15 protein-coding genes are annotated in these 13,648 nt (G+C 57.0%); 7 read left to right on the top strand and 8 right to left on the bottom strand.

Features of this window, described 5'->3' with window-relative positions:
* The first annotated feature begins 5 nt into the window (after positions 1-5).
* Complete coding sequence (locus ENN68_06015) at positions 6-2,102, top strand: thioredoxin domain-containing protein (GenBank protein ID HDS45631.1); 2,097 nt, start codon at positions 6-8, stop codon at positions 2,100-2,102.
* A 13-nt stretch (positions 2,103-2,115) separates the two neighbouring features.
* Here ENN68_06015 and amrS read toward each other — a convergent pair whose 3' ends face one another.
* The 4 genes from amrS to ENN68_05995 all read right to left on the bottom strand — a co-directional run bounded on the left by amrS (position 2,116) and on the right by ENN68_05995 (position 5,090).
* Positions 2,116-3,144: an AmmeMemoRadiSam system radical SAM enzyme gene (gene amrS / locus ENN68_06010; protein ID HDS45630.1), complete on the bottom strand. Its 1,029-nt coding sequence runs from the start codon at positions 3,142-3,144 to the stop codon at positions 2,116-2,118.
* Between the two features lie 98 nt (positions 3,145-3,242).
* Positions 3,243-3,596 carry a hypothetical protein gene (locus tag ENN68_06005; GenBank protein ID HDS45629.1) on the bottom strand — a complete coding sequence of 118 codons (354 nt, stop codon included), beginning with the start codon at positions 3,594-3,596 and terminating at the stop codon, positions 3,243-3,245.
* The gene (locus ENN68_06000; protein ID HDS45628.1) at positions 3,593-4,219 is read right to left on the bottom strand and encodes a hypothetical protein; all 627 of its coding nucleotides are present in this window, start codon (positions 4,217-4,219) and stop codon (positions 3,593-3,595) included. Before ENN68_06000 ends, ENN68_06005 begins: the two co-directional genes overlap by 4 nt.
* Positions 4,220-4,322: 103 nt before the next feature.
* On the bottom strand, positions 4,323-5,090 hold the full coding sequence (locus tag ENN68_05995) for a hypothetical protein (protein ID HDS45627.1): 768 nt from the start codon (positions 5,088-5,090) through the stop codon (positions 4,323-4,325).
* Positions 5,091-5,318: 228 nt separating this feature from the next.
* Here ENN68_05995 and albA point away from each other — a divergent pair, with 228 nt between their 5' ends.
* The 3 genes from albA (at position 5,319) to ENN68_05980 (ending at position 7,613) form a co-directional block, all read left to right on the top strand.
* On the top strand, positions 5,319-5,597 hold the full coding sequence (albA, locus tag ENN68_05990) for a DNA-binding protein Alba (GenBank protein ID HDS45626.1): 279 nt from the start codon (positions 5,319-5,321) through the stop codon (positions 5,595-5,597).
* A 209-nt stretch (positions 5,598-5,806) separates the two neighbouring features.
* Positions 5,807-6,895, top strand: coding sequence for a hydrogenase formation protein HypD (gene hypD, locus ENN68_05985; GenBank protein ID HDS45625.1), 1,089 nt, complete (start codon positions 5,807-5,809; stop codon positions 6,893-6,895).
* Complete coding sequence (locus ENN68_05980) at positions 6,837-7,613, top strand: MarC family protein (GenBank protein HDS45624.1); 777 nt, start codon at positions 6,837-6,839, stop codon at positions 7,611-7,613. Before hypD ends, ENN68_05980 begins: the two co-directional genes overlap by 59 nt.
* A 94-nt stretch (positions 7,614-7,707) precedes the next feature.
* Here ENN68_05980 and ENN68_05975 read toward each other — a convergent pair whose 3' ends face one another.
* The 4 genes from ENN68_05975 to ENN68_05960 all read right to left on the bottom strand — a co-directional run bounded on the left by ENN68_05975 (position 7,708) and on the right by ENN68_05960 (position 12,469).
* Entirely contained in the window at positions 7,708-8,733 is a 1,026-nt protein-coding gene (locus ENN68_05975; protein HDS45623.1) for an RNA 3'-terminal phosphate cyclase, read from the bottom strand.
* Between the two features lie 51 nt (positions 8,734-8,784).
* Positions 8,785-9,672: a type II methionyl aminopeptidase gene (locus ENN68_05970; protein ID HDS45622.1), complete on the bottom strand. Its 888-nt coding sequence runs from the start codon at positions 9,670-9,672 to the stop codon at positions 8,785-8,787.
* 86 nt (positions 9,673-9,758) lie between these two features.
* Entirely contained in the window at positions 9,759-10,433 is a 675-nt protein-coding gene (locus ENN68_05965; protein ID HDS45621.1) for a hypothetical protein, read from the bottom strand.
* Positions 10,421-12,469, bottom strand: coding sequence for a DEAD/DEAH box helicase (locus ENN68_05960; protein HDS45620.1), 2,049 nt, complete (start codon positions 12,467-12,469; stop codon positions 10,421-10,423). Before ENN68_05960 ends, ENN68_05965 begins: the two co-directional genes overlap by 13 nt.
* Positions 12,470-12,580: 111 nt before the next feature.
* Between ENN68_05960 and ENN68_05955 the strand changes: the two genes are divergently transcribed.
* From ENN68_05955 to ENN68_05945, 3 genes are all read left to right on the top strand, one after another.
* Complete coding sequence (locus ENN68_05955; protein ID HDS45619.1) at positions 12,581-12,910, top strand: 50S ribosomal protein L37ae; 330 nt, start codon at positions 12,581-12,583, stop codon at positions 12,908-12,910.
* A 3-nt stretch (positions 12,911-12,913) separates the two neighbouring features.
* A complete protein-coding gene (gene rpoP, locus ENN68_05950) occupies positions 12,914-13,057 on the top strand; it encodes a DNA-directed RNA polymerase subunit P (protein ID HDS45618.1) in 144 nt (47 codons plus the stop codon).
* A gap of 65 nt (positions 13,058-13,122) precedes the next feature.
* A complete protein-coding gene (locus ENN68_05945) occupies positions 13,123-13,392 on the top strand; it encodes a hypothetical protein (GenBank protein ID HDS45617.1) in 270 nt (89 codons plus the stop codon).
* Positions 13,393-13,648 lie beyond the last annotated feature (256 nt).

Here is a 13,648-nt window from a genome sequence, read left to right as displayed (position 1 = left end):
TACGTATGAAGAATGAAGCGGAGCGAAAGTTCCCGAATGCGTTACTGAGCGAAAAGAGCCCGTATCTCCTTCAGCATGCTTATAATCCCGTCAACTGGTACCCCTGGGGCAAGGCGGCGCTTAATCGCGCGAAAGCTGAAGACAAACCACTCTTCCTCAGCATCGGCTATGCGACCTGTCACTGGTGTCATGTTATGGCGCGCGAATCCTTCGAGAATCCTGAGACTGCGGCGATTCTGAACGAGCACTTCGTCTGCATCAAAGTGGATCGAGAAGAGCGGCCTGATCTCGACGAGATCTACATGAAGGCGGTGCAGTTCATGGCAGGTACTGGTGGCTGGCCGTTGTCCGTCTTCCTCACGCCGGATTTGAAGCCCTTCTATGGCGGCACCTACTTCCCACCGCGGCCGATGCATGGCCTGCCCGCGTTCAACGATCTCCTGCGCTCGGTGGTGAGCTTCTGGCACGAGAACCGCGAGCAGCTAGAGCATAATTCTGAGGCGGTTTTGCGGCTCATACGACGCCAGTACGAGCATAAGCGCCCAGAAGAAGCAGGCGAGCTCTCGGTCGATCTGCTTGAGAATGCCTACGAGCAACTCGTGCTTCAGTTTGATACTGAGCATGGCGGTTTCGGTGCCAGAGTACCGGCGTGGTCAGCGAAAGCCCCGAAGTTCCCGCTGCCCAGCTATCTCGCCTTCCTCCTCCGGTATCATCACCGAACGCAGGAGCAATACGCGTTGCGAATGGTGAGCGAGACACTGTACGCGATGGCGCGTGGCGGCATCTTCGACCAGTTGGGTGGCGGCTTCCATCGGTATTCAACCGATCCTCAGTGGCTGGTCCCGCATTTTGAGAAGATGCTCTATGATAACGCACTCCTCGCGCGGGTGTACACCGAAGCATTTCAGGTAACCGGCGATCATTTCTTCGCGCAGATCGCACAGCGGACGCTCGAATGGGTATTGCGCGAGATGAGCAATCCTGATGGTGGGTTTTATTCCGCCATGGATGCGGACAGTGCGGGTATGGAAGGCGCCTTTTACGTCTGGGATCCCGCGGAGATGCGAGCAGTGCTTGGCGAAGAGCGTGGAGAATTGCTCTGCACCTACTTCGGGGTAACCTCGCGGGGTAATTTCGAACGGGGCACGAGTGTGCTTTACCGACCGGAGCTACCCGATCACTTTGATGCCGATGAAGTGGCGATCCGTATCGGCACACAGAAACTGCTGGAGGCAAGGAACAAACGGATACGACCGGCAACGGACGATAAAATACTTACAGCGTGGAACGGGCTCATGATCTCTGCGTTTGCGATCGGTTATCGGGTCTTCAGAGACGAGCGATATCGTGAAGCGGCAACGGCCGCAGCGCACTTCATCCTTGAGACGCTCAGGAAAGACGGGCAGTTACTGCGACGATATAGAGACGGTGATGCTGCGATCACCGGTACTCTGGAGGACTATGCATATCTGAGTGCGGCATTACTCGACCTTTATGAAGCCAGCTTCGATGCGCAATGGTTACGCGCGGCGATTAACCTGAATAACGGCATGGTGGCGCTTTTTGGTGACGATAAAGACGGTGGATTCGTTTCGAACCGACTTGCTGAAGCTGAGGTCGGCATATCGATAAAGGACGCGTACGACGGGCCTGTGCCCTCGGGCAACTCGATCGCGGCGCAGAACCTGCTTCGGCTTGCTGCGTTCATGGACGACGAAACGCTCAGCAGAAAAGCAGAAGGGATCTTGCTTACGTTCCGCGAGTCTCTGGAACAAAATCCGCTGGAGCATGCGCAGATGCTCTGTGCCCTTGCGTTCTACCTGAGCAACCCGCTCCAGATCGTCGTTACCGCGGAGTCGCAAGACGCGGCACAGCCCGTTCTCGCTGTGCTGGGACGTTATTTCCTCCCTCAGAGCGTTTCGGTCTTTACAGCTCCGGACGAACATGAAGGGGCGTTGTCTAGCGAGATCCCATTCATCAAAGACAAAGCGCCAAAGGCGGGCAAGCCCACCGTGTATATCTGCGAGCAGTACACCTGTAAGGCGCCGATCATCGAGCTGGAAGAATTGAAGCGGGCACTCAGGCAGCGGGAACAGGCCTGAACCACTACCTATTCTAGGGTTGAGCAGAACCACAAAACACCCCATCAAGCGGCGTGCCGCAGTTCGGGCACTTAGCGTCCTCGGAGAGGATGTTCTCCAGCACCTGGAACCCATACCGCCTGATCAGTAAGGTACCGCAGTGGTAGCAGTAGGTATTTTCATTGCCCTCGCCGGGCACGTTGCCCTCATAGACATACCGTAAGCCCACTTCCAGTCCGATGTTTCGAGCGGTACGGAGCGTAGAGACCGGTGTTCGGGGCAGATCCATGAGTTTGTAGGTTGGGTAGAACTGCGAGATGTGCCAGGGAATGTCGACACCCACGTCCTTGATGAACTCGGCGATACCCCTGAATTCCTCTTCGGTATCGTTCAGGGTCGGGATCACGAGTGTCGTCACCTCGACCCAGATACTGAGGCGCTTGTAGAGCTTGATCGCATCGAGCACGGGCTGAACATGCCCGCCGCAATTCGTGTGATACAGCTCCTCGGAGAGGCTCTTCAGATCTACGTTGACCGCATCCAGATAGGGCGCGAGCGTTCGTATCGCCTCCTCCGTGGTGTAGCCATTGGAGACGAAGATGTTGCAAATCCCCGCCTGGTGCGCCAGTTTCGCGGTATCATAAGCGAACTCGAAGAAGATCGTGGGCTCAACGTAGGTATACGCGATGCTCCTGCAGTTGTAGTGCGTTGCGATCTCAACGATCTCTTCAGGCGATTTCTCCTCGCCCATGATCCGTTTCTTGTCCTTCGGCATCTGCGAGATATCGTAGTTCTGGCAGTTCCTGCAGCGGAAGTTGCAGCCCACGGTCGCGAGTGAGTACACAGAAGACCCGGGATAGAAATGGAAGAGCGGTTTCTTCTCGATCGGATCGATCGCTTCTGCTACTACCTTACCGTACACGAGGCTATACAGCACCCCCGCCTGGTTCTCGCGCACGCCGCAAATACCCCGTCGTGATTCCTTTATCTTGCACTCATGGGGGCAGAGATGACAGCGAACGGCATCCTCCTCTAGCCGTTCGTAGAACATCGCCTCTTTCATATCCTCACCCAATCCCACGCTACGATGCCGATTACAGAATACCGCCGCACCGCACCACTATTCCCTTACTAGCAGAAGGGTGATCCCGTTTTATATAGTCAGTGTATCCACGCTTTCTGCTGCAACGCATCAGCATCGCGGATATAATGGATCGCGCAGTTCTTGCAGATCAGGTGTGAGAACCCGCCGGATTGCTTCTCGTACGCGACCTCCTTGTTGCCGCAGAGACTGCATCTCCTCTGCTTCGTCCGCGCGCGCGCTCGCGCCTCCGGTGTTAACTCGATTATCGTGCTGATCACCCGATCGGCGATCGTGAGCGAAAACGGGAAGTTCGCGACTGCTTCCTCCAGGACGGCTGTTCCGGATTCGCGCGGATGCTCGAGGACAACTAATGCTCGCGTCGAGGCGCTCTCATATACCTCCAGTTCCGTCTGTAAACTTCGTGTGCTCATATTTCTCCCCCATATGCTTCATGCCAGGACTCACAGAGCTGTGAAAATGTGGCCCAGGCACGGTGATACGCTTCATCATCGTATGCTCGCCATTCAAACCCACCGGTGGGTTTATCCAGGCGGACGATACCCATACCCGTTATCCTCTCCCTGGTCCGTTCCTCATAACCGGTCCGGTAAGCGGCGATCTGTAACGAGTAATCCGGATAGACTGCCCGAGCGGTTTTGATGTCAATGACGTAGAGCTCCTCGTTCAAATACCCCACGAGGTCGACCGTTCCGCCGTAGCCCCGCTCGCTCCATATCATTCGCTCACTCTCCACCGGCTCAAAACCACTCGCATCGAGCCAGCCGCGGAATGCGGAGAAGGATCGTGCGATCTCGTCTGAGTAGAACTGATCAATCGTCCCGTTTTTCAGGTACCGCTCGATGATACGGTGTGTCCTTGAGCCGACGTCTCGGGCATGGTGTGATATCTCCTGCCAGTTGGGTGTTCGGCTCTTCCATGATTCCAGCTGCGGTTTCGGCAGTTCCCGCATAATGGTAGTCACACTGGGAAGGATACCGATCGGCGTACGATAGAAATGGCCGTCAGACCGTTCGATCAGTTGTATCTCATCCATGGACCGTCAGTCCCCCTTTGCCCGGGTTCTGAGCTGGCTTTCGGACCGCTCGGATATACATCGGAAGCACTGCATATATAAAGCTTTCCCTTCCGCCACCCGGTTACGGCTTTGGGACTGCAAGGAAAACCTTCGTACCGTATGCGCTCAGTGCCCGCATGCCACGGGCCTCGCTAATCGCGGCAAAAATCGCATCCCGGTGCTCTTGCCGCCAGAGTGAGCCTGCAAGTCGGGTCACCTTCGTGTCCCGAAACGCCTCGGGATACAGGGGGGTGCTTGTGCCCACGAGGATAACCTCTCGCGCGTTTGTCTGCTGCAGGATCGCATCAAGGGAACGATTCAGTGTTGTTGTGCCGGTGATCAGCAGAATAGTGCACCGCGGCAGTAGTTCTCGCTGGCGCGATTCGGGATAGACCTCGCCAAACGGTTCCCTGCTGCGATCGAAGATGATCAGCTCCTTCGCGGTTCGCGACCTGAGGAACTGCGCCATCGGCTCAATGTAGCCGACCATGCCGATTTGATCGTCCGGATGGATCAGCTCAGCGAGTTCATCACGGGACCGCCGCTCAATTGCTGCAGGGTCAACAACACTGTTAAGAACGGCCACACCGAGTGACGTGAACAACGGATTGTGGCCCGTAAAAGCCCATGCAGCCATCTCTCTCGCGGCAATGCCGCGGAGTGGTGTGTCAGCCGGTATGAGGGCACAGCCGGGCGGTAGTTCATCTCGCAGCACGTAAGATACCGCAAGGGCACCATCGTCAACCTCGACGGCCAACAACCCCAACCCGATCCTGACCGCACTGACTTGCTTCTCTTCCAGTGCCGGTAACGCCTGCTGGTAAATCCGTTCCAGGAGCTGCATGGACATCACGTTCAGTCAGATCAATAAATAGACCGCTCAGCTCATGAAGCTTGAGCGGGAGCACGAGAGCGACACGCCCCCAGTCACCGTATTCAGAGGGCGGTGAGGAACCCGTTTCAGCTGAACGATTCGAGATCGAAGGCCGCGTCGAATTGGAAATCCCGCTGGCGTGAGCGGTGCATACTACCTTTAAATAGCCGCTGCTATACATAATTATACAACTGGTGAGTTAACATGGCAGAAGACAACGTGATCTATATCGGGAATAAGTCGGTAATGAGTTATGTCCTGGCAGTGGTGACGCAACTCAATAGCGGGTCAGACGAGATAGTGATCAAGGCGAGAGGACGGGCGATTTCACGGGCGGTGGATACCGCAGAAGTTGTGCGAACGAAGTTCATGCCGGGTGTCGAGTTGAAGGACATCAAGATCGGCACCGAGCAGCTCACGGGAGAACAGGGAGAAAAAGCGAACGTCTCGTCGATCGAGATAATCTTAAAAGCAAAAGCGTGAATTGGGGCTTCCTCACCGGGACGAAAACTTACCACCGGTAACACCACCTCAATTTTTGCTCCTTGATTTTGATCGTGCTAGTGGCACGCATTTTTCCGGTTGTATTCCCGCGTCCACCCCGTTATGCTGCCGTTCATGCTCCACGCGGCGATCTAAAGCGGAAAGAAATAATGATAGCGGCAAGGTAAGAACGAGTACTGAGAGCACCCATGTTCACCTATCGAGATGAGCGGTTAGCACGCGAGATACTGGCCAAGTTGAAGGCCCTCAAGCTCAATTTGCGGCTAATGCACGTCTGCGGCACGCATCAGGACACCCTAGTGCGATTCGGCCTGGACTCACTGCTGCGTGATGCGGGAATAGAGATACGCGCGGGTCCCGGCTGCCCGGTATGTGTGACGACGGCGCGCGAGATCGAGGAGGCTATCGCGCTCGCCCGCGCGGGCAACGTGATCGCGACCTTTGGCGATATGTTCCGGGTACCGGGCGAGGAGCAGTCCTTAGCGGACGTCAAGGCTGAAGGCCAGGACATTCGAATGGTCTACAGCATAACCGACTGTATCGCACTCGCGCAGCGAACCGATAAGGACGTTATCTTCTTCTCTATCGGATTTGAGACGACCGCACCCGCGCCCGCATCGGTAATTCTGAGCAACCCGCCGGAGAATTTCTCTATTCTCTCCGCGCACCGGCTCATACCACCGGCGCTGGATGCGCTGCTACAGATGGGTGAGCTGCGCATAGACGGCTTTATCGACCCCGGGCACGTCTCCGCCATCATTGGCACTACACCCTATGAGTTCCTATCGAGCAGGTACAACATCCCGCAGGTGATTGCTGGCTTTGAGCCGCTCGATCTGCTCGTGGCCACGTCCATGCTGGCCAAGCAGAAACAGCGGGGCGAGGCAAAGGTCGAGAACGAATATGCCCGGGTGGTGAAGCGCGACGGTAATGAAAAGGCAAAGCAGATACTGGCGACTGTCTTTGAGCCCTGCGACGTCGGCTGGCGCGGCTTTCCCCTTATAGCTGGTAGCGGGCTTGCTCTGCGTCCCGAATTCGAGCAGTACGATGCACGGAAGCAATATGAAGACGAATTACGGTCGTTGAGCAGCGAGTATCAGGAGCCAGAAGGCTGCCGCTGCGGTGAGATTCTGCGCGGCATCGTGGAGCCCGCCGAATGCCCCTTGTTCGGCACGGTATGCACCCCCAGGCATCCGATTGGGCCCTGCATGGTCTCGCATGAGGGGAGCTGCAATATCATCTTCCGCTACGGTAGGCCCGTGCCGGAGAAACCGTAACGGTGTGGTTTGCACAAAGCAGCACGTCTCATGTACATATAACCCTTCAGTCACTTATCTTCAGACTATGGAGCTTGCGTACGCCGTCTCGGTCTTTATAGCGATCTTCGCCATTGCGAATCCCATCGGGATCGTCCCCTTCTTTACGGCCATAACACGTGACTACTCACGGGATGAGCAGCGACAGGTAGCGGCGAAGGCCGTCATGATGGCCGCCAGCACGCTGATCACTTTCGCGCTCGTTGGACGGTACATTTTCCTCTTCTACAGCATAACGATTCCCGCGTTTCGGATCGCTGGTGGTATACTCCTGTTCAGTGTGGCGTTTACGATGCTCTTCGGCGCGATGCCGGGCACGAAGACGACCGAGGCCGAGAAACGGGAATCGATAGAACGCGAGGACGTGGGGATAACACCCATGGGCGTTCCCATGATCGCAGGGCCGGGCACCATCTCGACCGTGATGCTCTTCATTTCACGCGGTGATATCGGGGTTACGCTGGTGGTGCTGGGGTCAGTGCTGATCATCATGGTGCTCACCTACGTTTGCCTCGCGAACGCGGACAGGATCTTCGCTCGTCTGGGCAAGGTGGGCGCACTGGCGATCTCCCGTATCATGGGCTTGATCCTGGCCACGGTGGCCATTCAATTCATTATTAACGGCGTGCATGAGATCGCACTGGAGTGGTTGACCGAGTTGCAGGCTGCTGCGGTGTGAGCCACCAGGGTCAGAAGATCTGCCCTACTTGCCCGGGATCGACGATAAAGAACCGTGGAAAAACCGCCACTCAGCTTATAAAAAACTAACTTAGCTACACCTTCCGGATCACAAAAACCGCTTCTCCATCTGTACGTTCCTGCCCGATTTCACCGGCAACGTCCAGAAACTGCTGCGTGATGTACAGATTCGTCTCGAGATGCATGGTCATCGCTCTCACTCGTAGTTCGGAAGGCCCGTCGGCAAGTGCGGTATATGGGACGAGTTGATCTGCCAGGTGGACGTCAACTGTTGCAGAGGATTGTAATTCGGTCGTAAGATTTCGTGCTGCCTCTTCACCCACCACCTCCGCACGCTTACCGCGTTCGCCCAGTGCGCTCCCGCCCTTGTACCCGCACCAGAGCGTGATCCCGCAGCCCGTCGTCCAGGTGCTTTTTTCGACGATCTCCGTTTTTAGGTCTGCATGGTAGCCTGCCGCTCGCAATAGCCGGTTTGCCGCGTTCGCCTGCCGCTCGGCCACGTGCGCGGGCAGTCCGCAGGAATGTGAGATGCCCCCTATTACCTCAACACGTTTAGATTCCTGAGCTAGAAACCCTTTCAACTGCTTCACCGGTTGTACCGTAACGTCCACCACGCCGCCGCCCTGGGGATAGTACCCGCGCTGCAGCACATCGAGGTGCACGTCACAGCCCATCTCCTTCAGCGCGGGCAGGAAGACCTGCGTGTAAAAATCGATCGGGGGAGACCATGCCACGTCGGTTCCGCCCGTTATCCTGACGTGAGTGGCGCGGTCTGCAAAGAGCGTGACGGGAATGAGGCATTGTAATAGTAGCGTAATGCTGCCGGCCGTGCCGATATCAATGGTACCCTCAAACCCTTTAAGCGGGCCGGGTGCGAAGGTCAAGCGCGTGGACCGCAGCGCTAGCCCCTCGGTCTGGCCGTCTGCAAGGCGCGCAACGGCCTTCACCGCGTGTAGATGCTGCGCCGACAACCCGGGCTTCGGGCGGTTCGCACGGATATTCGCGATCTCAACCTCTGTACCGGTGATAGCCGCTAATGCGATAGCGGTTCGGATGATCTGCCCGCCACCTTCGCCCACAGAGCCGTCGATATGGAGCATGCTTTTTCTTGCTTACTTGCTTGCAGTTCTGTATCACGCGTGAAGCGGTCGTTACTTCGTCGTTACCTCACACCCGTTCTTCGTCACGATGACGGTATGCTCGGCCTGTGAGACCATCCCGCTGCCCTCCTCACGCAGGACGGGATACTCACGTAGCGCGCCCGCGGTACTCAGTGTCCGCAATGCGAGATCGAGCCGTTCGCGCGGCAGCCACCGCTTCGCAAACGGCAATCCGTGATACTGCTCTAACGTTTTCAGCAGTTGCTTCGCCTCGCGTACGCGAACAGGTCGTGCCCTAATCAGGCCATAGATCTCCAGAAGACCGCCTTCCGTCACCTTGCCCACACCGTCGGTCGCGAAGGGCTCGATCGCCACGACATCGTTCTCCTTCAGCACGGGGCCATGCTCAGACCGCGTGTTCGGGATAGTGGGACGAACGTGGGCGTCATAGCGTGCGAGCCCGTGCCCGGAGAGATTGACCACCGGTCGGTATCCGTGCTCCCGTATCGCATTCTCAATGACCTCGCCGATCTCGCCTGCGCTCACGCCGTCATGGATGATCCTGATAGCAGCCGCTAACGCCGCCTCCGCTGCTTCTACCAGATCGCCGTGCTCACCGCTCAGATCCACGGTCACTGCACTATCAGCAATGTACCCGTCCACATGCACGCCGATATCGAGCTTCACGAGATCCGGACCGAAGACCCTCCCATCACCGATCGCGGGCGTAGCATGCGCAGCCTCCTCGTTCCGCGAAATATTACAGGGGAATGCAGGCTCACCGCCCTTCTCTCGTGTCATCTCCTCCACGAACTCCGCGACCTCCAGGAGTGACACGCCTTCCTTCACCCGTGCTACCGCCGCTGCTTTGACCTCTGCGAGAATCGTTCCCGCTGCTCTATAGTTCCCTAATACCGTTTCTCTATCCTCTTCACCCATGTTCGGTCTTCCTCCTTCTCTCTCCCCCTATGAATGAATACGCGACTCATTCATCGTGGTGATCGTGAATGAGCGAGTAACCTCACTCAGGCCTCCGCCAGCTTCTTCCGCACCTCCGCTTCTACATCAAGATTCTCAAAAATCGCCAGTCGCTGCACATACCACGCACAGGGTACGTCCTTCCGCTTCAACTCTGATTCCGCCAGCTTGACTCTGACCGTCGTGAACCCGGACGGTTTCTCAGCGGCCGCCTCCGCCTCCTGCTCCACTGCGGCTGTCACCCAGAGATCAAAGCACTCGTACCGTTTCGAGGCGATGAGGAGCATGAAATAATGCTTGTAATTATGCAACTCCCACTCATCTACCGTGATGCCCAACCGCACGAAATTCGCGGGATGATGCAACTGCAACTCTGCCGGCGTCACCACGGGCTTGTACGCGATCTTCGTTCTGAGTACCCCGCCCGTGTCGTGCGCCGCTACCTCATACCGTTTCGGCATGCCGTCATACCGGATATGTGCCGCATAATACGGCTCGTTCGTGGCCGAGCCTCTGAAGTTCGTGACCACGTCGAACGGTATGGACTCACGAGATACGAGTCCCGTGTCGGTCAGCAGCCGGTGTAGCGCGTCAGGACTCTCTGAGACATGAAGCTCCAGTTCCACACCAATCGTATAGAGTGGATTCAGCAGCGAGCCGAAGTTCGAGAGTTCCGTCACGTTAACGCTCCAGTCGTGCACCCAACACTTCAGCTCATGCATTGCTCCAGTGCCTCCTCCTTCAACTTGACTGCTCGTTTTGTACCCACGCCCGGAGCCTGCTCGAGCTGCCGCAGATCGGCCGTCGCCACCTCGCGTGGCGTTCGCAGCCCTCGCGCGTACAGGCCACGAGCAATCACGCGACCCACGCCTTTTATCGTGACCAGGCCGAGCAATTCCGATTTCACACCGTGCTTTATACGGTCGTGCAGGTGTTGCAACCGCGCACTCATGCGGTCCTCATTGAGGTATTCAGCGATTCTTGAGGCGGCATACGCCATCCACCCGAGATTGAAGATGGTGTTGTGAATCTCGCCCGGGTACGCATTGAACTTCACCTTCAACTCGGCGTACGTGAGCTCCTCGATCCACGCCTGCGCCACGATCGCACTGCCCAGCGCGTGCCCGCCATAATACACCCACTCGAGGTTCTCGCTCAAATTCGTCGCGATCTCGAACGCCTGCTTCACGGTCAGCGGAATGATCTCGTCGCATTTGCAGAGCAGAATCAGGAGGTCAAAATCGGCAATGGACATCGTACCGGTCCGGTCTGCCTCGCTCAAGGTTTGGATACCCTCACGCAGCTCCAGCGCGGAGTGCACAGATAGGTAGAGTCGTGATGCGAGCGTGCCGAAAAGCGTGGGCCGCAACCGGTCACCGTCAAGCTCGATGAAGCCCTTTCGTGCTAGATCCAGCAGGATACCATCCAGATCTGATAGGAGTGCATCAAGCTCCGTGCTATGCTGGTACGCGTAGAAGGTGCTGTTGAGAAACTCGAGGACCTGCTCGATCCGCTGTGCGCCGCCGACGATCGTGGCGAGTATCTGCTCGGTCATCGCCTCCGTCGAGAACCGGGACTCGATCCGCTCAAGCTCGCCATCGATGTAGACGCTCTGGATCTCCTCACGGGATTCTTCGTCCCGCGCCACGATCACGCCCGTGCCGTACGCATCGTGCTCAGGCCGCCCTGCACGTCCAAAGACCTGCTTCACCCAGAAGACCGGCATCGGCTCGAGACCGCGACCGAGCGTGTAGAATTTGTAGTTCCGGATCAGCACCAGCTTCGCCGGGAGTGAGACGCCCATAGCGAGCGTGGGCGTGCAGCAGATCACCTTTAAGTCACGTGCGCGAAAGCTGTCCTCGATTGCCCGCCGCTGCTCGGGATGCAGCCATGAGTTATGATACGCAACGCCATAGCGCACGATCTCCGGCAGATCATCCACGCCGATATCCACCTTCTCGGCAAGCTTATCCAGCGCGTCGTTCCGCAATCGCAACTCCGCAGCGATCTTTCGTGCAAACGATGCGGCACCGCGTTTCGTATTCACGAAGACGAGCACCTGCGCGCCACGGTCTACCTCCAGATCGACGCGCTCGATGATCTCACGGTCACTCTTCGCCAGCAAGATCTCCTCCTTCAGGGGCACCGGTCGCCAGTCCGATTGGATAACACGCGCATCGAGCCAGCGGCCGAACTCCGCAACGTTCGAGATGGTCGCGGACAATCCGATGACGCGTGCAGCGGTATTGAAGCTCATAAACCGTGCCATTGCGCCTTCTAACCGCGGCCCGCGTTTGTCATCGCCCAGCACATGCACCTCGTCCACCACCACCACGGAGATGTTCCGCAGCCAAGCGGGTTTCAGCCGCGTGAGCGAATCGAGCTTCTCTAACGTTAGAATGGTGATGTCGTAACGTTCTAAGTATCGTGATGAGCTCTCATAATCGCCGGTCGAGATCCCCACCGTTACTGCGGCCCCGTATCGCTCCTTGAAGTTCTGATACTTCTCGTACGCCAATGCGTTCAGTGGTACAACGTAGAGACACTTCCCTGCGGCCGTCAGGATCGATTGGAGCATTGAGAGCTCAGCCAGGAAGGTCTTGCCGCTCGCGGTCGGCGTGGCAATGACGAAATTATGATCTGAATCGAGCAATCCGGCTCGTATCGCCGCTTCCTGCGGCGGATACAGCTCATTTATTGTGCTATGAGCAAGAAGAGCTTCCAGGCCCGCATCTAACGACAGGTCAGATAGTTTCATGGCGCGCTGCCAGCTTCAGGTTCCTGATGAGCCGGCATTCGTATCGCTAAACTATATATTAGTTCGTTCTTTTCTTTTTCTTGGAGATAAGGTTTACGCGGGCAACGAGAGATGGCAAGGAAGCAGAAGGGAAAGAAGGGTAAGAAGACGAAATCCGCGGGCAGGTTCGGTGTTCGGTACGGTCGTAAGATCCGGCGAGCGATTGTCTCGATCGAGGAGCGAACCCGAGCTGCGCATACGTGCCCGAGCTGTGAGCAGCCGTCAGTACGTCGGATCGGAACGGGCATCTGGCAGTGCAGAAAATGCGGCTATACCTTCACCGGTGGGACCTACATCCCGCATACCGCACCGGGAATATCAGCAAAGCGGACGGTGAGCCGAATTCTGGAACGTTCGCCTGAACTTACGGTAGAGCGCGAGGCGAAATCGGGGGGCGACTAGACCATGGGCTACTACTGCTTGCGCTGCAAGCGCGAGGTAGAGATTCATGAGGAGAACTACCAGGGCGTCCGCTGCCCTTACTGCGGCTATCGCGCGTTGGAGAAAGAACGCCCCACCGTCGTCGTGAAGAAGTTAAAAGCGATCTGAATTGAGGTTACAGAGCTAGCGCCCGCAAGTAGTGCTGTCCACGACGACTCCTGAGGTCCCGCTACATGCAGATCAGTGCGGCATTCGAGTTCGAGGCCGATGCGGAAACCGTGCAGACGATCTACCAGTCGATCAAGGCAGAGCAGGATACCGGGGATGCAGCGAGACGGTCAGCAGTGACGCTCGCGCTCCAGGGTCGGACGTTACACATGTCCCTGTCAGAGGACGACCCGACGAGGTTGCGAGCAGTGGCAAATACCTGGCTCCGGTTGGTAAAGGTGGCATATGAAATGGTAGAGGTGATCGCTGAATGCGGCCGCACAACAGGTCTCTAAGCGGGCTACCAGCATTGGTGACCGTCCTGGTGGTCATACTCATTATCCTGGCCATCATCTGGCTGCTTATCAAATTACTGCCGTACATTATCATCGCGCTCGGCATCTTGATCCTTATTCTGGTTGTGATTTACCTTCTGTCGCGGCTGTTTGGCTCCTCATCATACTGAGAGCCCGCCAGCCTGAGCGGTAGCAAGTTATTAGCTGCCACATCGCCGCAGGGGGATATACCGTATCTATATACCGCCTCGAACAT

Source organism: Methanomicrobia archaeon, assembly GCA_011049045.1.
Taxonomy (GTDB): domain Archaea; phylum Halobacteriota; class Syntropharchaeia; order Alkanophagales; family Methanospirareceae; genus JACGMN01.
This window is presented reverse-complemented; position numbering and strand designations above follow the sequence as displayed.